Source organism: Paenibacillus sp. FSL F4-0122 (assembly GCF_038002845.1).
GTDB lineage: Bacteria > Bacillota > Bacilli > Paenibacillales > Paenibacillaceae > Paenibacillus_AQ > Paenibacillus_AQ odorifer.
In genome coordinates, this window is the sequence record NZ_JBBODI010000001.1 from 1496474 (window position 1) to 1521964 (window position 25491).

The following is a 25491-nucleotide window of genomic DNA, read 5'->3' on the forward strand; positions in this document are numbered from 1 at the left end:
TTCATATCACTTTCATATAAAACCAGATATAAAAAAAGGAAGGCATCCCTCCAATTTGCTAAGACGGGATGCCTGCAACACCCATAAAATTAATTTATGTTGTTCTTAGAATTGTTACCACACTACATACACCATATTAGACTTTATTGTTACTCAAATTTCTAAAATTCCATTTCAACTAATTCTTCAAAACTAATTACTTTAATAGGAGAATTGAACAAGTAAGGGCTAATCATTGATTTACTTATTACAATTAACGGTCTAACTTTCCACACTTCTAAATTATTTATTTGAATTTGATTATTAGACAAAACAATCTGTAGATTTTTTTCGAACCAATCTGCACGCCTTTTGTGTTTAGTTACAATGCAACTATCCTTTTCTGAATCTACGAAAAGCTTACAAAGTTCATGATGTATTTCAAAAGGAGTGCTCGCACGATTTAAATCTTTACATTCAACTAACCAGATAATTTGCTTATTAGGGTTTATAATCATAACATCTATATCCCCGAGTTCTCCCTTTTCGCCTGAAATCTTTTGCTTGCCTATTTTTTTTACTTGACTTTTAACAATAAGATCGCGATCTGTTTTAATGTATTGTTCAACTTTTTGATTAAATTTATTTCCCGTTTCATTGACAAGCTTGCTGATATATTGCTTCATCTCTAGAGACTTTGCTTTAAATGTACCATTAACAATCAAATTAAAGAAATAATACAAAGAATTGTATAAATGATTATAACTAAAAATTATAAAACCATCTTGAAGTATGATGGGTCTTCGTAAATAAGATAATTCTCTATTAAACCTCCAAGGCCAAACATCATATTTTTGAAACGGTGTACCGGGATTAATAAATGAACTCCTCATTGATAGGCTCATTAAAGCAATGAATTGATTAAAGACAGCGTCTGCTACACCATATTTATCCTGGGCAACTAGCTTCAATTTTTCAACCGGCTCACAAACTATAGGCACTTCTTTTTGAATAGATAGTTCCAATAACAGCCCTGCTAATTGTAAGAATTCTATATAACTCAATCCAAATTCCTTAACAAAACCAGCATTAAACTGCACGTCAGTTGATTCGTCTTCTGTTATATCGTCCTCAGAATCTATCCAATTATATTTAAAACCCGCTATTCTTTGATGTACGTTCCCCCTTATAATCATATTGTGGAAACCATTATAAATATCCGCAAACTTATTAGCACGCGTGCTAAAAACTCCATTATCAATTATGATATTAACCTCCCCCAGTTTATATCTAATAAGATCACTTTCTTGACCGAGAGAAATAATCCGTGAAGCAATCGCAATTAAACGATCCAAGGACTCCAAAGTGAAATTGCGACTCCCTTTTTTGGGTGAAGCAGCAGCATATTCTATCAGGAACCTAATTGCTACACTAGCTTGATTGAGTTCCTTTGTCTCTTTTTCAATTTGTTTAAATGCATAATCTTCTTCAGGAAAACATGCCATAAATGCCGGAGCATTTAAATCTAATGTCATTCTTTTCTTTACTGCGGAGTCATTATACATAACCAGTGTATTAATTAAAGTAGATGGCTCAAATAGTGCAGTTTCTTTCTCTAAATTCTGAAAAAGGAAACCTACTATCTCATTTAATAAGTTCTCTTTCTCGGTTAAAATCTCGGATGGTACAAATTTCTCGTTTAAAAAATTTGAAATTTCCATCAAAAGAAAATTTTCATCTTCAGGTTGAACCGGTCTGAAAGGTGGTAACGTTCCAATAGGGGTAAGTTCTGATAAACCTGGGTTTGTCAAAATAATCTTCTTTTTTTCTAGAGGGAACATTACTTTGTTTAATCCATCTAATAGTAATGCTCTATCCAATATAATACCTTCCCGTTCAAACATATCTGCCATGCCTTGCAGCAAGTGCATCATTATTTGTTTCTCACCTAAGTTATCCGCTCTGGATAGTAGAGTAGTAAATGATTTTTCAATATCTAAACAAATGATGTTTTTAAAACCACCTGTTATATAAAAAGGGGTACACTCTTCATCATAATTAATGGGTACTTGTTCCCATTCCTCAATCGCCTTCAAGTTAACCTCAACATTTATGGTTTCATAAGGTAATTGTTCAATATCCTTCAATAAAGAAGCAACTTGCCATATCCAATATGTAAGCATGTCTATAACTAAATAATAATATTTCATTTCGTATTCATTATTTAGCGCTTTTTTAGGAACAACCCAAATCCATCGTGATGAAGTAACCTCAACTGCAAATCCAAAATATTCATTCTGAACTTCTTTAGGTACATTGCAAAAAAATATAGGAATGAGGCTATTTAGATAAACAGAAGATACTTCAATGGTTGCATTTGTGTATCGCGATGGTACCACATGTACTCTTGAATGTAAAAATGCTTCCTGCTTTAATGGAAGACCAGTATTAGTTCTTAAAAATAACGCCGCCTTTTCTGAATCTAATGGCAATCTAAACTGATAGCCCTGAGATCGATAGAAAAAAAATAAATCTAGTTCGTCAAAATAAACTAAATCAACCTTGGTTTTAAAATTTTCTTTGTTAATCACATATTTATAGAGCCTTAGAACTTCGTCTTGTTCTAACGTAGAAATTACAGATAAACTTTCTAAATTTATAACTAGAATTGGGAATTGAAATTTTTCCTCTATTAAAAACGATATTTCTCGACCGAAATTTTGAATTGCTATAATAAAAAACATATTATTAGGAGGATGCGGATGTTGTCGAAACAATTCAATTGTATTAATAATAGTATTTTTCAGTGCTGTTGCTACATGGTTACCGTTTGCCTTTGTGAACATTTGGTTTGCATCGTAATCTTCTAAGGGATCAGTTACAGTCAATGTTACTGCTACTTTATTTGAATCCAGATTATAAATGCCTTCTTTAATAAAAAAAAAGTTCGTAGTTAATTTAGCTAGCAGATTGGAACCCATCTTTTGCATAGACATCTCTGAGCTTAGTTCGGCAGCTTCATTTATAGCAGTAGCCAATTTATTCAAACAATTATATTCTTGAGCTTTAGAAAAAATATAATGGATCAATGATGAAATAATTAAGTGAGGAGAAGTAACTATAATATTCCCTTGATACTTCGTTAATGGTTTGAGGTTTAATATCGTTTGGTCGGGTACATATTTTTCTTTAGTTGAACCTAGTTCAAAACAAAATTCATTTAATATTTCTATAGATATTTCAGTTTTTAATAGCTCAGCCATAGTGAAAGTAACGGAATTTGTTAGACGTTCCAAGTTATGTTTTGATGGAATTTTAATCTTGTGATTACTATCACTCGAAACAATGACTCCATAATTTAGCCCAGCTTTTTTCAACATACTATCACTTAATGATAAAATTGTAAGCACTACTTCCTCAATATGATTCATAAACTTCGATTCCCCATGGCTCAATTTCACAAGGTTAAGTCCTCTTAAAATCAATCTCAATTGAAATGAACCATTAATAGAAATTCCAGGAAATACAATGTATCCTCCCCCAACAAAATGAATATTTTCAGTAAATAAATTTTCACTGGGATATTCATAATCAAGAAACTCTAAGTCTAGCGAATCTAAATTATTGCATAAATCCTCTAGTTCACTCTCGTTTCCTTCCTTCTTATTAGGGTCTGGAGCAATCGAGGCACAATAATGACATAACGCATCTAGTCTTAGATGATAATCTGCATTCTCTGGCATTAACCTTAATGCAGATAATTTTCTTATTAGTCTAAAACTATTGAATGCTTTCAATTCTTTAATTAGCTTTATATGCATTTTTCCACTTCCATTCAAAATCATCGGTAAATATTATTTATATAGATAGGGGAAATCCTCCAACATAGAGTATTTTAAAATATTAGTAAATGTAAGCCCTCTTCCGAGAAAATCGAGACCGATCACGGAAACTCAGCCTTCATCTACGCTCAAATCATCGACTAATGTAAGAACTCCAAGGTGCCACGCTTCAAATAATAATAAATATGGGAACTCTCATACTCTTACAATACTTTGTAAAGATTTTCAATTCTAATTCTAAATTTCTTTATTAATTTCAATAATAATTAACCCAATCCGGCTGATTTTCTCCGACAGTTTTTTCAACAATACTAATCCAGTCCGCGATTTGCTGAAGTTTTACCTGCAATTCCTCCAGACTGAGATTACCATCTTCCGCGTCATCCCACAGATTGCTGAGCGCATGTTTAACACCGTCTTCCGGAAAAAATATTGAATCATGATGTAAATTCATCATAAGGGCTCCTTCGCCATCCTTAGCGCACTTACCATTAATAGCGATATGATTAACTAACCATCCGTCAACTGTCCGCTCTATTCGATAGACGTCCGGATGCCCCCACCTTCTGTTATATACGGAAAAGTTCATTTTTTTGTTTAGCGTGTCATCTCCTTTGGTTTCCATAATTTCCCCTCCTCCTCTAATTTCATTCAACAAAGCAGTAAGCATATCATAATGATCATAAAAATCGATTATATTATTTTCCGGAAGCCTTCCACTATTGATCATCAACCATTTCGATAATATTGGAAGCATTCCCCAATGAAGGATTTGGATTATTGGATGCAAGTTAGAATAAATTTTTCGCAGCCTTGCATGATCAAATGAGAAGCCCTTGCTATTTTTATAGTCATCATAAAATCTTCCAAAGGATTTTAAAAATAGGACTTTGGCAGTTTCTAACTGTCCGATTACCTCATGGTGCTTCTTGAGTATTTTTTGGATATCCTCAAGCTTTCTTGGCTTAAGAATGAATTTCCCACCGTTTTGTTCAAAAAAATACTCTAAATTATAAGCGATGTCCCTCTTACGAAAATGAAAAACCGTCTCGATTTCTAATAGCGAATATTCCCTTGACAGTTCAAAATCCCCTCTTGAAATTCCACGAATAATTGAGATTAATAAATTCCTTCGCCTTGCAGTTGTTTCTGTTATCGACATTGTTTCTTCCTCCGTCATCTACATCTGTTGATATTAAAAATCTGGCACCCACCGTGGCACATCTCATAGCTTTCACAGTTTCGACACTTAGAGATGGACTGTTCCTGTACGCTGGGCTTGCTTAATCTCTCACGCATTTTGATGAATTCTTCTCCAAATCTCCATCCATCCTGTAGTGAATGCTTCCTTAAATCAATTCCATTCCCAGAGATATCATTCATGAACGAGCATGGATAAAAGAGCAGGTTTTCTGATATATAACCTGAAAATCTAGCAGCTTCACAAAAATCCACTGTCTCCTTTAAGAGAGATTCTCCCATCAGTGGCAGATACGAAATCATACAACTATCAAATCCTATTTTGCATTTTTTGAATTTTTTTAAGAACTCAAAAAAATCCTTAATTTCATTTCCATCCGTCAGACACAATTCATCTGAGGAATGTACGGGTTTATAATTCAAAAACACGATTGCATTGACGCCTTCTAGTTGATTGGATTGCTCCTCCATCAATTCCATTGCCTGGAGAAGGCTACGTTTATTAAGCATAAAATGAATATTGACTTTAATACCGTATTCCCCAGCTCGTTTAATAACATTCAATGCATCCACGTAAGGTTTATACCAGCTGACAGCCATTGCACCACAAAATTTTTTCGTTGCCTCATAGATCTCATCCGTCATACCTTGTCCGTTTGTTGTATATGACGGAACAATGTTATGTTCGCGTGTTTTTTGCAGTATCTGTATAAATTGAGGATGCTGGTTAGGGTTCCCTCCACCCAAAGCCACCTGTAAAACTCCTGACTTTTCCGCCTGCTCCATGACAAGCTCGTAATCTTCCAAACGCATGGAATAACCATGCCTGTTTGAAGCGCGATAACAAAAATAGCATCCACGCTCGCAATAATTTGTAATTGCTATATCCAGCAGTTCTGGCCCTACTTTGTTATAGAATGGGTCGCTCCCCTCTTTGCCATATCTTATAAACGTTCCCTCTTCCTTATCAAAACCAAGTATGTATCCGCTTTCTTTACAATTTCGAATCAACCAACTCCCCATCACCAACCCCCGATTTTGCCGTTAAAATATATATCTTCTTCACAAATCAGAAAGCTTTCCATACAAAAATATACTTCCGCAGCCGAATTCCCATCTGAACTAAGATTACCGTAATACACCTTTCTGTTTTCTGCCAACAACTTCTCTACTACTTTGACTGTTTCTTCATCGTAGCGTTGCTCTTGCAGAAATTCGGCGATACCACTATAAGATGTTCCATACTCCTTTAAATATTGCCTTATCTCCTGCTTATTCTGATCAACTGCTTCGTATAAATCTTCAAAAATCTGATTAATCGGAGATGCCCCTTCGACTCCTAATCCTTTTAAAAAATAATCTTTATTAAGTTCTTCCTTCATTGAAATAATGAAGGAAGTAGAGGAACTGTTTGTTACAAAGTCTTGTCTGATCTTCATATACTAATCTCCTTTAAAGCCTGATTCAGATTATCTAACCCGTTTTCTCCATATTCGATCAGGTTGTCGGCGTTATAGCTCATCAGATTTAGGTTGAGCTTTAATAAAGTTTGATGTTCGCTCAGCTCCAAATTATGAATATTCCCCCAATCTAACAACTCTTTTATATACAAGTAATCAGCAAAAATTTCATATTCCTCTTGATAGTACTTCATATACTCTTTTTTTAAATCTCTAGCATATTGAAAAAAGGCTCTAAGGATCCTCTTTGTGTAGAATTCTGCAAAGGAATTCTTTCGCAGATGCGACAAATCAACTATTTTTTTTTCAAGTTCTTCATAAAGAAAATCATCATTAGCAATACAATAATATACACCAGCTATATTTAGTATTCTCATGTTATTCTCCGAATTCATCGAGAAGCAATTTCGAAAAAAGCTTAACGTCGATAGAAATGTCCCTACAAAAATTGTTTTCCTGATCCAAACGTTCAATTATCAAATCGTATTCATCGCCCTTCCTAACCTTTTTGAGATGACGTAAAATTTCCTTTACATTACATAAAATCAAGCTACTTTTATGCTGATTTGTTTCACTCAGTATGTAAACAGCTACCTCAGGCGATATTTCAAAAAGTTTGTGCCATAAATCAAGCGCACTCCAGTTTTCCAATTCAAGTAAATAAATTACCAATCGATATAATTCGGAATGATTCACATTCCAATTATCAACACTCACATAATTAGTAATATCTTGTACCATAGTATTAAATGGCCAGATCGACTCCGAACGCGAACTGGTGTAGATATTTTTCTCCTGCCGTTGAACACCAAACATTCTCTTAATAAATGCATCGTACAGATCTAATTTTTGGACAAGCACATCAAGCGCTTCAAACAGTAAATGGATATTGTTATTTCTAAAAAACTCACAGTCATATTTGATAATCAGGTCACGAACAATCTTTTTCGCGTAGCGTTCATTCGTAATAAGCTGCATTTTCCATAATTCCGCATCCTCGGCGGTAAAATGACGATCCTCAAGTCCCCAAATATGTTCCCAATATAGAGTTTCATACTCAGGAAGATTTTGTATGATTGGCAACAGATCCTCCTGCGACTCGGTTCGTGCTAAATAGAAAATGTATTTTTGAACGCCTTCTTTGATTGTCAGATTCTCTTCGTTCATTTGGCCCCAGAACTCCAAAAAAGCTTGCTGCTCTGCAAGGTGGGTTAAAATATAGTTTGTAATGCAGAAATCCCGGAACTCATCAAATGTAAAGCTGATAACAACGGTGTTTCTCTTTAACATACCCATTTTTATTATCTGTTCGTCTTTGAATATAACCTCATTATCAAGCATTTTATAAAGCAATTCTTGCTCTGATTCATTGAAAATTCCCGATGGGATATTAAAGAACGATTTTTCACGAATCATGTACTCCGAAATTTTATCAAGCAGGGCATTTAAAAAGTCTTGATTATTTAATATCTGTTGATTTTTTTGATATTCAAGTGATTTAATAGCCAAATAACTCTTGAAAACATCATATTTGTAAACATCATATACATAGATTAGCTTCTTGTTTTCGTTCACTTCGCAAAAAAATCGCAGCAGCAGTATATCATTCGTTAATGCGTCATAGAATCTATTCGTTAATGTATTTTCCCTAATCGTGATCCCAAAAAAGCGTAGATAACCCCGGAAGATCCGCTCCTTGAAATCGTTTCCTCTTTGCCACATATCGATATGTTGATAAGCACTCGAATACATACCTTCTTCAATCACCGCAAAACGTTCCTGAAAGAGCTCATTTCGGGTTGTCATAATCACCTTAATATATGGATAATCCTTACATTCTTCAAGGAAATCCCGTATACACTGACCAAAGTTCTCCACAAGTGTGTTCTCATTTAAGCCGTCTATGATAATTACAAAGGGCCTTTGGCTGCGTTGCCACTCACGAAGTAAAATTTTATTTGCATAGAGAAATGGGTACCTCCCGTCAAGAGATAATTTTCGCTTTATTAAACCCATTGGATTGTCCCTAAAATCATAGGCATTAAAATATAGTGCGCAATATTTTTTTCTTATTAGGAAATTCAACGCGAAGTCACATACAAAATTTGTTTTCCCCTGCCCGGCATCTTTGCTTAATAGGATATATTTTTTCATTATAAAGTCGATGTTCTCTTTTATATTAGATAAGTAATATTTAACGGAGTTGTTAAGACTGTTCTGTCTGACATCGAAGTACTTTTCTAGGTCCTTGTATGACTCATTATTCTCCCCCAATTCATCTAATAAGGAAATAGCATTTGAAACTCTGTCTTTTAGATAGGTGGATACCTGTTCCAAATCCGTTGATAAAAAATCCTCCGTAAAATCGGAAAAATCAATGCTCTCTTTGCCAATATTTTTTAGGTCTACATTCATACTTTTAAAATCAATAATTTTCACATCATTGATTGCCTTTTTCAAAAACAACAGGGGATCTGAGAAATATCGGAGATTTTCTTTATATCCACCTTCTTCCACAAATATATCCGCAATATACTTTTTACTTCTCACATTTTTCTCGATCTGGCTTTTCGTATATTGGGTACAGGTCTCTTTCAGCAACATATAATATTCATTTGGTTTAAAATTTTCTTTCATTAGCAAATCCTGAAACGTTTTCACAGATGACATGCGTACACCAAGTGCGCCGCTGCTATTATAAGCCTGCATTTGGAGAATACCCACAACTCTGTTATCGCAAAAAACTGGGGAACCAGATAATCCTTCGTAATTATCAGCTGCTCCACCCGTAATTGCTGATAGACAATAATCCCAATCAATTCCCAATAATGGAGAAAAATCAAATCCAGTTCCTTTTATATGATGCTCATGCTGTTGGGACGTAATGAATCCCCTAACGGACCAGGGAGATGCTTCATCTAATATTTCATCATCCGAAAAAAAATCTGCTACGCTGTATGTATAGTCGGATTGACTGATCTCCATCAGTACTGCGAATTCATTCCCTTTTATAGTGTGAGCCTCAATCTCTTTATCATCGATACATACCATATGACAGTCTCCGCAGGCCACATGTTCAGCCGTTAAGACGAGATTTGGCGCAATTATAATTCCAGTTCCGTTTTGGATACGCTCACCTTGATAATATGATTGTACCCTGACTATATATTTCTCCATATAGTTCTCCTTAGATTTCGATTTGCCGTTGTGCAAAAACCATAGAATAACCATATTGATCCTGCATATTGAGTAATTCTTTTTTTTGTCTGATTTCATAATTAAAATATATATTTTTATTTCCACTTAAAATGGCTCTTGCCAGCAAATCATTTTCCGGATGTCGATTTTGTTTTCCGCCGTCTGTAGAAACAAGTATTCTTTTACCCTTTGTCTTTTCTAGTAACGTTATATTTGGCTTTGTTGTACCGTGGTGTGATAGCTTGATGACATCATATTCGTCTGTCAGATACTTTGCCCAATTATCGCTATCCGAGTCACCTGCAAATAACAGTCTTATCCCCTTATATTCTATTTCAGTTACAATTCCTGCATTGTTGACATCATTCATATGCGCTAGTGTAGAAGTTCCTATCCAATGTTCAAGCCGCGCCTCAGAAGCCGATATGTATTCCTCGGAAATGCCAGGCTCTATTTGTAGTTCCATTAAGCGTTCAAACAAACGTGCAAATTCCACATGATCTGAAAGTTCATAATTGATACCAAAGTTTTTGATCAACTCAATATTTAGTTTATGTGCCAATCTCTCTAACGAAACTTCGTTTGGAGATAACACAATTATTCTACAGTCTCCAATTTTAATAGCATCATTGACCAAATGACTTCTACTATCAATACTTCTTTTGATTACCCTATCATCAAACTGCATGTTTAGCTGATAACCGTTCTGAGCGCATAGTTCCTCAAAGCTTTTGCTATGAACTGCCGATATTGGGCCGTCATCAGCGTTAATCTGCATGGATAGCTGACCCAATACTATCTCCATCCGTTTCTTTTGCAAATCCCCAATTACAGACCGTCTTCTCTCTTGAAATTCATCCCGCATAAACAGCGTGTTGAAAAATCCGTTAAACCAAATATTATCTACCTTGATGATGCGAGGCGCAGACGAAGGACCGTTCTCGCGTAAAAATTCAATTGCTCCTTCTATGTGATCCTGATCTATGTGTGTAATGAGCATCAATATTACCCGGCATCCTTTTTGGTTTAACTGGATCAACAAAGGTTTCAGTTCATTTTCGTATGTGGATTTATATCCGCAGTCGACAATGATACACTCCCTATTGTCAAATTCTACAACAAAACAATCTCCCGCTTTGGCGGGAAGAAAGTGCACAATACAATTGCTCATAGTAAGCCCTTCTTTCTATTGACTGTTAGCAATTATGCTTTTATTTCATGACTATTTATGGAAAAGTGATCATTTATTTAGGTTATCATAAATTTTACCAATCTAAAATATTACAAATTTAAAACATCATCCCAAACTTTCATATGTATCCTATCATTGTATACATTGTATTAAAAAATTCCATCATCAAAAAGCACAAATTTCAACATTTTTAATATTGAACTTAGTCCTAAACTTTATAATTATTCATAAATTCATCTGTCAACTTAATTGCCTACTCTTTCTTTACGTCATTCCTTTCTAAGTATCAATATCCTGTAGTCTAGGTCATTCATCGCCAACTACACCGTAAGAAAAATCTCAAAGTAAGCACAAAAACCGCAAGACTCACCTTCTAAAGGTAGGTGATCTGCGGTCTTCTGTCTTTACTATGGTTATAGGTAAGGTTGCTCCAATATTATGAAATTTCTGTTCAGTATGAATTACTCCTGCTAAAGGAGTCGTCAAATCCGCATCCCACCGTTGCACGTTAAAATAATGTCTTGCTACAAATCACGATTTCCGCTTAATTAAATAACAATAAAGAGGGGTACTCCGAACCTCTTTACTATTTTGCGCCAATACATCTCCGGTTTAATTGTCCTTCCGCACCAACAGTGAGCAGCACTCCACATACGTAGAGTAGGCAGTGTGAACAAACTTTATATGATGAGCCCCCATCAAATGAAAGCCAGACTACGGAAGAACGTGGTTTGGCATTTATTTTTTTATACCCATTCCTACCTCACCCAATAATCTTCACAGCATTCTCTTTAATCTGTGTAACCATCTCTACAAGTCTCTTTTGCTTCGCCCCATCAAACAGCTTGATGAAACTCTGCGGCTTGTCAAATGGCGGTTTAATTAGTTCACACACATTATCGATATAACCATTCTGAACAATATAATCAATAACCTTTTTGACAAAGACAATCTGTCCCTGACTCAGCGACTGGTCATTGATAAATTCTGAAAAAGCAGCCGTTGCCGCCTCATATTCCAGCTTGGCAATTTTACGCACCAGCAAGCCAAACGGAGTGTCCTTGAATTCTCGCTGATAATCCTCTGCCGTGCCAAGTTCACCTGTAAAGATTTTCTCCAAGGCTTCATAGTCCAGCGCCGTTAACGGAATATTATTGCGGAGCTTGTGAATCACAAGATTGTCCCGGTTCTTCTCAATATAGCGGTTGACCTTGAGCTTGTAATCCTCAAAGGTATAGGCCTCATACATCGCTTTTCCCTCGTGGACTTCAAGAATCTCATCGGCGAGGTTGGTATAAATCGGGTTCTTGCTACCTTCATCCACGATGAATTTAATGAGATTGCGTAGCTCCGTACGTACTTTTTCAAAATTCAGTATATTAGCACTTTCCCAGAACTCATCCGTTCCTATAGTTTGGATAAGCGTCAGTTTTTCTCTAACCTGAGGTATAGTTGCACGCTGCAATAGGGTGGTAGCTGCATCTACCAGTTGCTTCTTTCCCTTCTTGTATTGAGGCGATTCCTCAACCTGTGAAAGCATTAGACCATATATTAAATTATCAAAACGTTTGGCATGCTCATCCACATCATCCATATAGACAATAGGCGCAAGATATTTAATCAGATTGGATTGATCCTGCTCCAGAAGGCATACAAAAGCCGCATTATGTTTATACTTCTCTATGTATTGCAGCTGCATTTTTACAGATATTAATTCCGTATTAAGGGCTTGAATTTGTCCAATTACTATTCCTATCAAGTCAGCACGAATCAATTGATAGGGTTCATCTATAAAGACAGACTGCTGCATATGATGAATTAATCGGACCCGTTTTGCAAAAATAGCTTCGGACAAGCTGTGGGCTTCATTCCCCTGCAACCCCTCCTTATGTTGACGGAAGAACTCGAAGTTACCCAGATAATCAAAAATAACAAAAAGTGTCTTGTCCTCTCCCTCTCCAAACAGATCTTTACGAAGCCTTGTCCCCCGGCCAATCATCTGCCAAATTTTGGTTTTGGAACGAATCCGCTTGAAGAACACCAGATTGACGATCTCCGGTACATCTATCCCTGTATCTAGCATATCTACCGTTACGGCGATATAAGGACTTTTATCAGGTATCTTGAAATCATCAATCAGGCTCTGAGTGTAATTGTCACCCGAAACAATGCGCTGGGCGAAATCACCATTATATTGAGGATACAGTTTATTAAATCGATCTACGATGTACTGTGCATGTTTTTTGGTTTGCGCGAAAATAATCGTTTTCCCCAGTCGGTCTCCGCCTGACACTTTAATACCTTGGATCATTAGATCCTCCAGCACTCGATCCACAGTTGCCTGATTAAAAATAAAATCGTTAATTGCTGGAGAGGGAATAAATTCAGGCATCTCGCCATCATCATCTGTAAAATCCTCTACATATCGCGCTTTATCATCCGCAGAAAGAGTCTCATAAGTGATGCCCTGCTCCAAAAATTTCGTCGTAACTTCAATATTATGATAAGGAACCAGGACATGGTCGATCTCAACAGCCGTTTCGTAGGGATATGCATACGTCGGCACGCCGCTCTCCATCTCGAAGAAATCATACGTATTACGATCTACTTCCGTCTTGGGAGTTGCTGTCAGCCCCACGATAATGCCGTCAAAATATTCAAAAATGGTACGGAATTTCTTAAATATACTCCGGTGTGCCTCATCCACAATAATTAAATCGAAGTGGGCGGGAGTGAATAAACGCTTGCCATCATCGCTCTTAGCCTTATCAATCGCATTCAGCATCGTTGGATAAGTGGAAAAAACAATACGAGCCGTCTTGTCATCCTTATTGCTAAGCAGATTACAAAGAGACATATCCGGCAGATAGTTCTTAAAATCATCCTTTGCTTGTTTGACCAAGGCTTTTCTGTCGGCCAGAAATAGGATGTTGGTCACATACCCTCCACGGGATAACACATCAGTTAAACTGGAGGCTGTTCTTGTCTTCCCGGTGCCAGTCGCCATAACCAGCAAAGATCGTCTATGACCTGTCCCAATATTCTCGCATACCGCACGAATCGCTTCCTTCTGGTAGTAGCGGTCTGTGATCTTATCATCAATAACCACTTCATCCAAAACCTTGCGTTCCTTCCGCCGATTCATCAGCTTCTGCAGATCTGACTTGGAGAACACACCGCTTACCTTACGCTGTGGAGAGGTAATGTCATCCCACAGATTGGTCTCGAATCCGTTGGTCGTGAACATCATCGGACGTCTGCCAGTCATTTGCTCCAGACAATCTGCATACAGCTTGGCCTGATGGGTTCCGACCTTCGGGTCTTTTGAGGTACGCTTTGCTTCAATGATTGCCAGAGGCAAGCCATCTTTGCCATAAAGCACATAGTCGGCATAACCTTTTCCCTCATTATTAGGCATCCCGTACAGTTCTACTTCTTCCCTTACATCATCACCGATTGTCCAGCCAAGTAGCTTCAGGTCTACATCTATGTATTTCTTGCGCGTGCGGAACTCCGAGATATCCTCTGGAGTAAAATGACGCTCTTCTTGGTGCTGCTCTTTATCCGCGGTAAGCTTGTCACTCATCGCCGCGATCTGAGCGCGCAGAGCTTCAATCTCAGATTCCTTTTGTTCTATTAAGCTGTCTTTCTCTTTGATCCTGGCTTCATCCAGAATTACCTTCTCTACAGGGATATTACTCTCAACAAAATGACGTTCTTCATAATTAGCTCCATAGCAATAATCAATCCACTGCACGAATTCAAATAAAGCGGCAAGTGATAACACAGCATCACTGCTGCTGATTGCCTTATCCGTATGTACCGCAAGGTTCCCCAGCTTGATAATGTAAGACAGCTTGCCCCAAGTCTGGTTGTCCATCGCGAATTTGAAGGTGGGTTCATGAATCAACGCCTGCAAATTGTCCTTATATGGCATGGTGATAGTGTTATCAGCAGCGTAGACCCATTTCACTGCAAGCTCAAAAGCCTTGCGACTACCCACCGCCGCCATGGCCGGAGAGGTGGCAAGCACCCGCTCCGCTTCAATAGATGCATTGGCAAATAGCTTATATTCCGTCTGTCCCAGTAAGAATTCAAAGTTTGCAGGCATTGGGTCACCTCTTTTTAGTGTTATTAGTCATTGATCATTCATATCTCTAATACACATGTCGTACTTCAATAGCTAGAATTCCTGCAAACTTTGAAGATACAAAAAAAAGTTTTGCGTAACAGGGTAGTTGTTATCTAAAAAATATTGGTTTGAGTTCTGCATATCTTTAAAGAAAAGAAGTTGCTTGTCACGAGATGCAGATTCATTGAAACTATCCCTATGCAAGCAAATAAAAAGGTCTATCCACTTTTCTACACTTAGTTGACCTGGATAAAATGACTTAATCTCTCTTTCATAGTTATATCCGAATTCAGAATACAGTGTTTTCTTTCCAATACGAGTCTTAAATGCAAATAACGCAAGTCGAATATGGCTTGTTTCATCATGTTCTTTAAAAAAATTATTTTTTCTGTTTGTTTCTGCAATATCGGTTAAGGTCAAGTTCCCTTTGACTTCTATTGTCATTAGACAATCCATAGGTGAGACAAGATAGAGTTCGCCTTCAAGTTTTCGCCTATACATATTTCTTCTACAAACTAAAATGTCACATTGAGGACTCTGAATTCCATTACAAACAATAAAACCACTTACAAAACTAAGCATTCCAAATCGTTCTTTCAACTCATTCAGTAAAATATTCTCGCCACAGCGGCCCATCTCTGCATTATGCTTTAACCGTTCAGCTATAAAAAACTTACAAAACATTATTTGTTCTGCATACTCTTCGAAGACTTTTGTGATATCTTCTAGCACCTTATCACCTACTTAAAATACTTTACCAATAGACTATTAAATAAATATTGTGTTGACTCTATCGCCTTTATTAATAGACATCTTTCAATTTCAATATTGTTATAAATCGTGGCAAATTGATTTTGAAGTTTTAATGAAGGTAACGGAATTGGAAGCTCTCTTAATGCAGAAAGATTAATCTGTTTCAACGTCGCGCCTCTTGTATTGTCTTGAATATATCTGCTGCTCTTCTCAGATTTCAAATATGCATTCAAGAACATTTTATTTACTAATTTATCATTCTGTCTAATAACTGCGATACCTCTTGTTACATTCATTCCTTTACTACTTTTATCTGTAAGAACAGTATCACCTGTTGTACCTCTTACTGTAATCAATATTTCATTTCCGTTTAATCTCGTTTTTTTGTAAGGCTCCTCAATACCTGCAGGTATATATTTTATATTATCCAGGGAAAGTCTACCTTCAGTTATATCAACAGGGCGAAGTACTCCAATTCCTTTCCCCACATCATCACCAGGCTGTACTATTCCATAAGATAAACCTGCACCTGGTTCAATCAAATCAATCAAAGATTTTGTCGGAAGTTCATCAAAATCACCGAACATATCATAAAAAGTAGCTTTTAGAAGATTATCCAGCTCTGCAAGCTGCTGTTTACGCATGGCAAGCAGTTCTGCTGCAGTGTCTAGTGTTTTGGCAATTTGCTTTTGTATTTTAATAGGTGGAAGAGGGATAGTCGTTTTCCTAATGTTTTTCAGATGAAGATTAGGTACACCTATTCCTTTTAACTCTTTATTGAATTTACGTTTTGTTATTGGGTTATTTATAGCATATAACAAATACTCAGATAAAATTGAATCTTTAGGTCGTAAAATTGCCAAACTAACATAAATATCAAACACAAATTCTTTATCAACAACAGCTGCAACTCCTGTTGTGCCATTTTTGGCTAATAATACATCGCCAATTCTTGGTGCTATTCTAGCATATAGCTGATTATGAAGTTCCTCTGGTATATATTTTACATTCTCCCAATCAATTTTGCCTGTTGTAACATTCTTAGAAGATAGAAATATAAATCCTTTATCAGCATATTGAGGTGTTTGATGTGTTCCATCAGTAATTAGTGAACAAACATCATTTAAAGTAACCATTTCCCACTTACTCACCCAACAACCCCCTCAATTCCTCCATCTTGGAGACAATATCAAGGTTAAGCTCATCTAATCGGGCCATGATCACTTCTGGTTTATCGTAATCCACCTTTTCATACACAACTTCTTTATATTTGTTAATCGACAGATCATACTCATTCGCTTCAATCGCAGACTTGTCCACCAGGAAGCTCGGCTCAGTTGGCAGGCGATCTGCTTCACTTGCAAGGTTATGGTAACGGACAATGATATCCGGGATATCGTTAGCCGCGATAGGGGAACGTTTGTCATCCAGAGAATACCCGTCCGCTTTCATATCATAAAACCATACTTTATCTGTACCGCCCGCACCTGTCTTAGTAAACAACAGAATAGCCGTGCTGACTCCTGCATACGGTTTGAACACACCACTAGGCAAGGAGATCACCGCCTGAAGCTGATGATTCTCTACCAGTTCTTTGCGAAGTGATTTATGCGCCTTAGTCGAACCAAAGAGAACGCCGTCCGGAACGATACAAGCGCAGCGTCCACCTTTCCGAAGAATCCGCAGGAAGAGAGCTACGAATAACAGCTCTGTCTTTTTGGTATCCGTAACTGTTCTAAGGTTATCGTTAATACTCTCAGCATCCACTGTTCCGGTAAACGGAGGATTGGCGAGCACAATATCATAGGTAGATGCCGTATTATTTTGTCTGGATACACTGTCCACGTAATCAATGTTCGGCTGGCTAATGGAATGGAGCATCAAATTCATAGCAGACAGGCGAAGCATCGTTCTGTCGGTATCAAACCCCGAGAACATCTCACCTGCGAAATGCTCCCACTGTTCGCTGGTCATCTCGGACTCGTATTTTTCACGAATATATTCGGCTGAAGAGACAAGAAAACCCGCTGTACCGCAAGCTGGGTCAACGATCTTATCATTAGGTGTGGGCGAAAGCAGATGGACCATCAAGTCGCGAATATGCTTGGGAGTTCTGAACTGACCGTTTTGTCCAGCCGAAGCCAGTTTGCCTAGCATGTACTCGTAAAGATCACCCTGCATATCCAGGTTTTTAATATCATGTTCATACAGCTCATCAAGACCTGTGATCATCTTTTGCAATACTTGCGGTGTTGGAACTAGGAACATGGCATCCTGCATATAACGCGAAAAAGCCGTCATGTTCGTTCCATTCATTGTTTTAATAAAAGGGAATACCTTTGTGCCGACAATATCATAGATGATACGGGCATCTTTGGTTTTAAATTTACTCCAGCGCAGTTCTTGCCCCTCTTCGTCCTGTGGGAAAATCTTCGGCATGGCTTCACCACTTAAAGCTTCAAAGCTCTCATTCTCCAATTCCTTCTCATCGAGGGAACGAATAAACATTAAATAGGTAAGCTGTTCAATAACCGTCAAAGGATTACTGATACCACCCGCCCATATATCAGACCATATTTTATCAACCTTGTTGCGAACTTCTCCCGTTAGCATCCATCTTGCTCCATTCTATTCCTTAATCATTCTTTATTCGATAATACTTCCTATATTATACACCTATCTCCTCAATCAAAGCACCTAGATACCTATACTGCTGCTGCCCTCAGTCAGACACAGCAATTGTCCAAGGAAAGACCAGAAGATGGGCAGCCAAATCAAAAAAAAAGCGAATTCAGCTCTATGCTGAATCCGCTTTTCCGTTATTCATCACGATTTAATCAATAAGGCCCGACTTCTGCAGCAGCCGCTGAATCAGAACTGACACTTCCGCACGGGTGAGAAAGGACACTTTATTTAAAAGTGTCTATTTCTCGGTTATGGTTTATTGATCCGTTATTTTAATTAGCTAGATTGCCCTTCCATCGCTCTAATAGATTCATCCACCTTTACCATCATGGAACATTCGACTCTTTTGCGGAAGACGTCACAGCTGAAGTCATAGGTTCCGACGAGGGAACCCGTCGCGTGCAGTGCATTGGCAGGACAACCACCGCTGCAGTAGAGTTTAGCCCAGCAGTCCTTGCATTCCGGCTTCGAGTAGCAGTTGCTCTCTTGGAATTGACATTGCAGCTCAGGCTTTGTGATGCCATCCCAGAGGTTCCCCATGCTATACTCTTCATCCCCTACGAACTGGTGGCAAGGAAAAAGCTCTCCCCAAGGGGTGACAGCAAGATATTCGGTTCCCGAACCACAGCCAGTGATTCTCTTCTGGATGCAAGGTCCTTCCGAGAGGTCAAGCATGTAATGATAAAAGGTAAACCCCTTGCCTTGTTCACCGCGCCCGATCATTTCCTTGGCGAGAATTTCGTACTGATTGTATATCTCCGGGAGGTCCTCCTCGGTAAGTGCATAGGGTTCCTTTGGATCACAGATAACCGGTTCCATCGAGATTTTGTCAAAACCAAGGTCTGCGATATGAAATATATCGTTGGTGAAATCGACATTGTTACGAGTGTAAGTTCCTCGTACATAGTACTCTTGGTCTCCGCGCTTACGAACATATTCCTGAAACTTTGGAAGAATATGATCGTAGCTGCCTTTTCCGTTAACCGTTTGGCGAAGTCGGTCATGAACCTCTTTTCTTCCATCCAGGCTTAATACGACATTATACATTTCCTGATTTAAAAACTCGGTGACCTCATCGTTCAGCAGCATCCCGTTCGTCGTGAAGGTGAAGCGGAACTTCTTTTTGTATTCTTGTTCTTTGCTTCTTGCATAAGCTACGATCTGTTTAACCACTTTCCAGGCCAAGAGCGGTTCCCCGCCGAAAAAGTCGATGTCCAGGTTTCGATGATGACCCGAATTTTCAAGCAGGTAATCGATAGCTTTTTGTCCAACCTCATAGCTCATGATTGCCCTATCTCCGTTGTATTTCCCTTGGCTAGCGAAGCAATAGTCGCATGACAAATTACAGGTATGCGCAACATTGAGGCAGAGTGCCTTAACATAAGTTTTTCGTTTTTTTAAATCAAGCGAGAGGTTCTCATACTCATCTTTTGTAAAAAGCTGACCATCATTTTTAAGCGCCTCGATATCCGCGATGGTTTCTCGAATGTCGCTCTCGGAAATGCTTGAATCATCTTTATATTTCTCCAACAGCGTTGTCACGATTTTTTCGGCAGAGGTTTTCTCATAATCCGCTATAATTTCATATGCTAGGTCATCAACAACATGCACCGAGCCACTGTAGGTATCGAGCACGATATTGTATCCGTTTAGTTTATATTGATGAATCATACTTACTAATCAAGCTCCTTTTGCACACAAGTAGAAACGGCCTTGCCATCCTTTAGGGATAGTATCCATTTCTTAAAAATAGCCGCCCATCAGCAGAGCAATGGGCGGTAAAATTCCGAATCCTATCTGTTCATTGCATTTTCACACTTCTGGTTTGCAACGCCGCAGGAAGTTTTGCAAGCGGACTGGCAAGAGGTCTGGCATGCGCCGCATCCGCCGTGTTTTGCGGTATCCATCAGTTTGCGGGTGCTTAGTGTTACGATTCTTTTCACGATAAATAACTCCTTCTTTAATTTCTTGTGATCACTTTCACTTAATTTCCATGGAACATCGTAGCAACCTCACGTAAGTACGTCTATGATGCCCGTCACCTAACAGAGTAGAGAGGGCTTAAACATAATTATCAACGTTAATTTTCGTGCAGCCGTTCATGCTTGTGATCGTAGGATGCGGTAGCGGGAACCAGAGTCAGAGCAATACTAAAAAAGTGAAATCGAGTAGGAGGGGGCGGCTAGCCCCCGACCTCTCACACCACCGTACGTACCGTTCGATATACGGCGGTTCATGAAATATTCCGTAAGGAGTTGTATCTGTCCAATACACTCTTTAATCCATTGGCTTCCCAATATTGGTTATTCAATGCATGTTGTAGAATTGGACTCCCTGCAATTCGCCAATACCCTTTTCGGGTATTTCCCCACTCATAGGCTTTATCCTTAGGTACCCCTAAGGATATAAGTCTTTTGACTTTGGTTCTAGGGGTCTTCCACTGCTTCCAGAGGCACATTCGTAGCCTTCTTCGTATCCATTTATCCATATCTCGAAAGGTACTTGGGGTATCCGCCAGCGAGAAATAACCGCACCATCCCATGAGGTAGTGGTTTAGTTCCTTGATTCGCTCTTCCATCTTCATCGATCTCTTTCGAGAGGATATCTCCTGTATTCGAACCTTGACTCTCTGTAAGGACTGCTTCGCAATTCTCACCTTTGGTTCTTTGTCCACACTAAAACTAAATCCTAGAAACTTTCGTTTCCAGGGACGGTCTACCGCGCTCTTTACTTGGTTCACCTTCAGCTTTAGCCTCGTCTCGATGAATCGGGTGACCGTTGTCTTGACTCTCTCTCCTGCTCTTAGCGTTTTCACGTAAATATTGCAATCATCCGCATAACGAACGAAGCGGTGCCCACGTTTCTCGAGTTCTTTGTCGAGCTCATCTAGGACAATGTTAGATAATAACGGACTCAGTGGACCGCCTTGCGGGGCACCTTCCGTTGTCGGGGTTACTAACCCGTTCTCCATCACACCTGACTGAAGATATTTGCGGATAAGCAGGAGAACTTTCTTGTCCTCCACTTTCTCCGAAATCTTCATCATCAGTCGGTCATGGTTGACGCGATCAAAGAATTTCTCCAAGTCTAGGTCGACTACGAATCGATATCCTTCTTTCATAAAGGTTCGAGCTTTCCTCACCGCATCATGCCCTCGTCTTTTCGGACGGAATCCATAGCTATGGTCGGAAAACTCTGGATCAAACAATGGAGTTAACACCTGCGCGATTGCTTGTTGAATCATTCGATCTGTCACGGTAGGTATTCCTAGTAACCTAACACCTCCGCCACCGGGTTTCGGGATTTCGACTCGGCGCACGGGGCTCGGTTCATAGGTTCCTTCTTCTATGGCATGCCGCAAGGTCTGCCAGTTTTGTACGATGTGTTCTCGTAAGGATTTTACGGACATCCCATCTACGCCATGACTTCCTTTATTCGCTTCAACACGCTTTAAGGCTTGCAGAAGATTTTCCCGTGATAGCAGTTGCTCCAACATTTTTTTTTAACCTCTCTTTACGTGATTTATACCTTCCATTTGTGCCAAAGATGAACTCCGCCCTGCTGAAGACCCCCACGGGATTCACCGTTTCCTTCTTCAGTCAGGTCCTTTCGGATTTTTTTTTCTGCATTCATCGCTCATCTTGAACGCCTGGATGTATAAATCCTATTCCATGTTCAGCCCTTCCGCAGCTGTTGCAACAGCTTGCGTACTATGGCGTCTGCTGACTTCTGTGCACTCAGCCTACTCTCACAAGTAGGGTTACGAAGTATACTCGCCTATCACACAGATCTCCCCAGGTAAGAACGCTATCTTCCTCTCCATCTATCTGCTTCATTTACTCTCGTACGCCTTTGGCAGTATGGACTTTGGTTTGTTGTGCAACCTCATCCAGCCTACGTTAGCCTTGTATGAAGTTCGTATTCCTCAGACCGGAGATTTGCCGCTGGCTTCCTTCAGATTCCACCTCGCGGTGGACACCCTTGCCTTAAGCTAATGGCTACTACTGCCTTCGCCATTCGGGACTTCAACCCTATAGATAGCGCCCATGCTGGGCGCACACAAAAAAGAGACGGCAATGATGCCATCTCTTTAACAACATTTTTTCTCATACTTGTCCTTAAAGTCCAATAAATATAAGGATCTCATAGCACTGTATCCTTCCTTACCAGTAGAGCGACACTCTCCACATGCGTGGGTGGACAGTGTTAACAAACTTATATTAGGAGCCCTAAGACACTTTCGGACAGTTTATCTGCTCTTGACGCCTTAGTTCATAAAAATATTGCACAATTAGATGCTTTAACTTCATCTTCTCGCTCATGTTTAAAATCCGCTTTTTTCCAACTCGTCTGTCCACTAAAGCTAGAATATTCAATAAGATATCGTCGCTTTCTAAGCTCTCCTCTATGGAAATAGATAAATACTTAGTAGCTATAACAATAAAGTTCGATTTACTTAATGATGTCTGAGCTGACAAAAGCTCCTTTGCAAGTTCTGATATTTTTCTGCTTCTTGCAATGACTATTAGCCGATCCTCCGGGATGATCCCCTTACTATCTTTTCTAACCGCTTCAATTTCTTCATGGTTGATAGGAATTTGAAGATCTGAACCGAGCATAGCATCTATGGCGTGCTGCAGAGGGACGAGAATAGCCCTCCTATCCATAACCGAACGGATGCTTTTTGTACTCTAAGGGGCTTGAGCCGACTCTATTTTTAAACACACGACTAAAATAGTACTGGCTCTTATACCCTACCTTCACGGCCAGATCCCCGATTTTGATATTCGGCATTACGTCATCCAGAATCTCCTTCGCCTTCGATATCCGAAGCTCGGTGACATAGTCAAGGAATGAAGCACCGATTTCTTGCTTCATACGCTTGCTAAGATAGGTTTGGTTGATATGAAATAGCGCTGCTACTCGAGTAATAGACAGCTCCGGATCCTGATAATGACTGTCAATATACTCGGTCACTTTTTGGATAAGCACTGTTCCATCCCCTGTATACCCGGGAAGCTCCCGCTCTTTATCCACCCTGCTTTCATGTGAATGCAAAGGATATTTTGCCTGAAGATGCTCATCGATCCGATGAAGCAGCTTGTTCAGATCACTCTTCGGCACAGGTTTCAATACATAATCGAATGCTTGCAGTTGCACGGCTTGACGCGCATATTCAAAGTTATCGTACCCGCTGATGATGACAACCAGAACCGACGGGCAGCGTTCGCGCAATATATTCATCAGATCGAGCCCATTCATATTCGGCATGTTGATGTCCACAAGACATACATGTGGTGGGGCTTCCTCCACCATATTCAATGCTTCGTTTGCACTTTTCGCTTCTCCTGCAACCTCAAAAAGATACGGACTCTCCTCAATGTATTGTCGCAAGCCTTTGCGAATGATCGTTTCATCATCGACGATGACAATCTTCCACATCTTCATTCCACTCCCCGTCCAAAGGTATTCGAATGACCATAACGGTAATGCCATCTTCGCTCTTCACTTCAAGGCCATATGGCACCCCGTAAGCTAGTCGAATGCGATGGTTTACACTGTATAGCCCAAAGCCTGTGGCAGAACGATCATATTTATCATCAATTAGGGCTTGATTTATCTGTTCAAGCTTCTCTTCAGGAATCATAACCCCATTATTTTCAACCTTAATGACCAAATAATCTACCTGTTTATATGCTGTGATCGAAATTTTGCACTTTTGATCCCCAAGTGGCTTAATCCCGTGATAAATCGCATTTTCCACCAACGGCTGCAGCATGAAGCGAACGACTTGGCACTGAGCAAGCTTTTCATCATATCGAAGCTCGTAGTCCAGAATCTCCTCATATCGCACACCTTGAATATGAAGATAACTCTCGACATGGTACAACTCCTGATCAAGAAGAATGTAGGGACTGCCTGTGCCAAGCCCTAATCGGAAATACGCGCTAAGCGCTTCCACCATCTCCACCACATTGTCTGCTCCATGTTCCGTTGCCATCCACTGGATCGTATCCAATGTGTTGTATAAAAAGTGCGGCTTGATCTGCTCATGAATCAGTCTGAGTTCCATCTCCTTTCGGTCCTGCTCCACAGCGTATAATTGAACAAGCATGTCATTGAAGCTTCGTCCAAGATCGCCGATCTCATCCGAGCGCGTAACATCTGCTCGTATGGTTTGGTTGCCGTTCTGCACATTTTCCATTACCTGGCGAAGCGACTGAATTGGACGAATAATGGAAGAAGCAAGCAGCACCAGAAAGACGATAAATGCACTACCGATAAGAACGCCTACCAGCAATGCAGTCCGCTGGGTTTTGATCACCGCTAACGATAGACTTGAATTCGGTACTTTGAGTACTAACTTCCAGCCTTCCACATTTTGAATTGGAGCCTCAAATACACTCATGTTCTTCTTATCTGTTGTATCCTCCGCTCCATCTTCTTCACCCAGCTCTCTGCAATCGACGATAAGCTGGCCTGACTGGTCATATAGCATTACATCTTGAGCAATCTCCTTCATCTTCTTGACGGAGACGGCTGCGGCAATATAAGCTACCTCATCATTCACCGATGGATTCACGCGATAAAGAATGACGACGATTTCGGCTGCATTCGCTTTGGATACGATCGGGTTGCTCACCACATAATTGGAATCTGAATTCAGCAGTTTTCGATAGTAGGGTCGGTTTAGTATCGAAAAAGGCTTGTCTCTTGCTGACCAGGAATTTCCGTGAATATCCACCACGCGTATGGATTCGTACTCTACTTTCTTCTTCGCCTCGAACTTATCGAACTCTTGCAGCAATTCATCTCGTGTCCACTGATGGTCCGAAGCTAGAGAAGCAAGCATGTCTATCTCTCCAATGCGCTGATTAAACCAATAATCAATCTGGTCGCTGCGTGCAGTAACCACTTGCTGCGTTAAGTTCTTATTCAAAGGGACAACCGTATGGTTCATCTCCAAATATATTGTTACAAGCAATGCAACGAACAGCAGCAAGAAGCAGCCTCCTGCGATTAACGTAATTTTTAAGTGAATTGATTTCA

At 39.4% G+C, this 25491-nt stretch carries 16 protein-coding genes and 1 pseudogene; all 17 read right to left on the bottom strand.

Annotation, left to right across the window (positions count from 1 at the left end; all coding sequences use genetic code 11):
* Positions 1-161 precede the first annotated feature (161 nt).
* The 17 genes and pseudogenes from MHH49_RS06330 to MHH49_RS06410 all read right to left on the bottom strand — a co-directional run bounded on the left by MHH49_RS06330 (position 162) and on the right by MHH49_RS06410 (position 25444).
* Positions 162-3800, bottom strand: coding sequence for a hypothetical protein (locus tag MHH49_RS06330; protein ID WP_341138027.1), 3639 nt, complete (start codon positions 3798-3800; stop codon positions 162-164).
* A gap of 277 nt (positions 3801-4077) precedes the next feature.
* The gene (locus tag MHH49_RS06335; RefSeq protein WP_341138028.1) at positions 4078-4983 is read right to left on the bottom strand and encodes a hypothetical protein; all 906 of its coding nucleotides are present in this window, start codon (positions 4981-4983) and stop codon (positions 4078-4080) included.
* Positions 4984-4997: 14 nt separating this feature from the next.
* Positions 4998-6044 (bottom strand): radical SAM/SPASM domain-containing protein, encoded by a 1047-nt coding sequence (locus MHH49_RS06340; protein ID WP_341138029.1) that lies wholly within the window; start codon positions 6042-6044, stop codon positions 4998-5000.
* Positions 6044-6460, bottom strand: a complete 417-nt coding sequence (locus MHH49_RS06345) for a hypothetical protein (RefSeq protein WP_339171288.1) — start codon at positions 6458-6460, stop codon at positions 6044-6046. The genes MHH49_RS06340 and MHH49_RS06345 overlap by 1 nt, the downstream gene beginning before the upstream one ends.
* Positions 6457-6858, bottom strand: coding sequence for a hypothetical protein (locus tag MHH49_RS06350; RefSeq protein ID WP_339171285.1), 402 nt, complete (start codon positions 6856-6858; stop codon positions 6457-6459). The genes MHH49_RS06345 and MHH49_RS06350 overlap by 4 nt, the downstream gene beginning before the upstream one ends.
* A gap of 1 nt (position 6859) precedes the next feature.
* Positions 6860-9658 carry a serine protease gene (locus MHH49_RS06355; RefSeq protein WP_341138030.1) on the bottom strand — a complete coding sequence of 933 codons (2799 nt, stop codon included), beginning with the start codon at positions 9656-9658 and terminating at the stop codon, positions 6860-6862.
* Positions 9659-9668: 10 nt separating this feature from the next.
* The gene (locus MHH49_RS06360) at positions 9669-10850 is read right to left on the bottom strand and encodes an MBL fold metallo-hydrolase (protein WP_341138031.1); all 1182 of its coding nucleotides are present in this window, start codon (positions 10848-10850) and stop codon (positions 9669-9671) included.
* Positions 10851-11634: 784 nt separating this feature from the next.
* Entirely contained in the window at positions 11635-14982 is a 3348-nt protein-coding gene (locus MHH49_RS06365) for a DEAD/DEAH box helicase family protein (protein ID WP_341138032.1), read from the bottom strand.
* A gap of 72 nt (positions 14983-15054) precedes the next feature.
* The gene (locus tag MHH49_RS06370) at positions 15055-15735 is read right to left on the bottom strand and encodes a DUF6602 domain-containing protein (RefSeq protein WP_341138033.1); all 681 of its coding nucleotides are present in this window, start codon (positions 15733-15735) and stop codon (positions 15055-15057) included.
* Between the two features lie 8 nt (positions 15736-15743).
* A complete protein-coding gene (locus tag MHH49_RS06375; protein ID WP_341138034.1) occupies positions 15744-16907 on the bottom strand; it encodes a restriction endonuclease subunit S in 1164 nt (387 codons plus the stop codon).
* Complete coding sequence (locus tag MHH49_RS06380; RefSeq protein ID WP_341138035.1) at positions 16900-18369, bottom strand: type I restriction-modification system subunit M; 1470 nt, start codon at positions 18367-18369, stop codon at positions 16900-16902. Before MHH49_RS06380 ends, MHH49_RS06375 begins: the two co-directional genes overlap by 8 nt.
* 348 nt (positions 18370-18717) lie before the next feature.
* Positions 18718-20112: a thioether cross-link-forming SCIFF peptide maturase gene (gene scfB / locus MHH49_RS06385; protein WP_341138036.1), complete on the bottom strand. Its 1395-nt coding sequence runs from the start codon at positions 20110-20112 to the stop codon at positions 18718-18720.
* A 122-nt stretch (positions 20113-20234) separates the two neighbouring features.
* On the bottom strand, positions 20235-20384 hold the full coding sequence (scfA, locus tag MHH49_RS06390; RefSeq protein WP_076098734.1) for a six-cysteine ranthipeptide SCIFF: 150 nt from the start codon (positions 20382-20384) through the stop codon (positions 20235-20237).
* Positions 20385-20674: 290 nt separating this feature from the next.
* Complete coding sequence (gene ltrA, locus MHH49_RS06395; protein WP_036681916.1) at positions 20675-21937, bottom strand: group II intron reverse transcriptase/maturase; 1263 nt, start codon at positions 21935-21937, stop codon at positions 20675-20677.
* A 733-nt stretch (positions 21938-22670) separates the two neighbouring features.
* A pseudogene (locus MHH49_RS06400) lies at positions 22671-23045 on the bottom strand (SF0329 family protein); the annotation flags it as partial.
* A gap of 55 nt (positions 23046-23100) precedes the next feature.
* Complete coding sequence (locus tag MHH49_RS06405; protein ID WP_341120186.1) at positions 23101-23883, bottom strand: response regulator transcription factor; 783 nt, start codon at positions 23881-23883, stop codon at positions 23101-23103.
* Entirely contained in the window at positions 23858-25444 is a 1587-nt protein-coding gene (locus MHH49_RS06410) for a histidine kinase (protein ID WP_341138037.1), read from the bottom strand. The genes MHH49_RS06405 and MHH49_RS06410 overlap by 26 nt, the downstream gene beginning before the upstream one ends.
* Positions 25445-25491 lie beyond the last annotated feature (47 nt).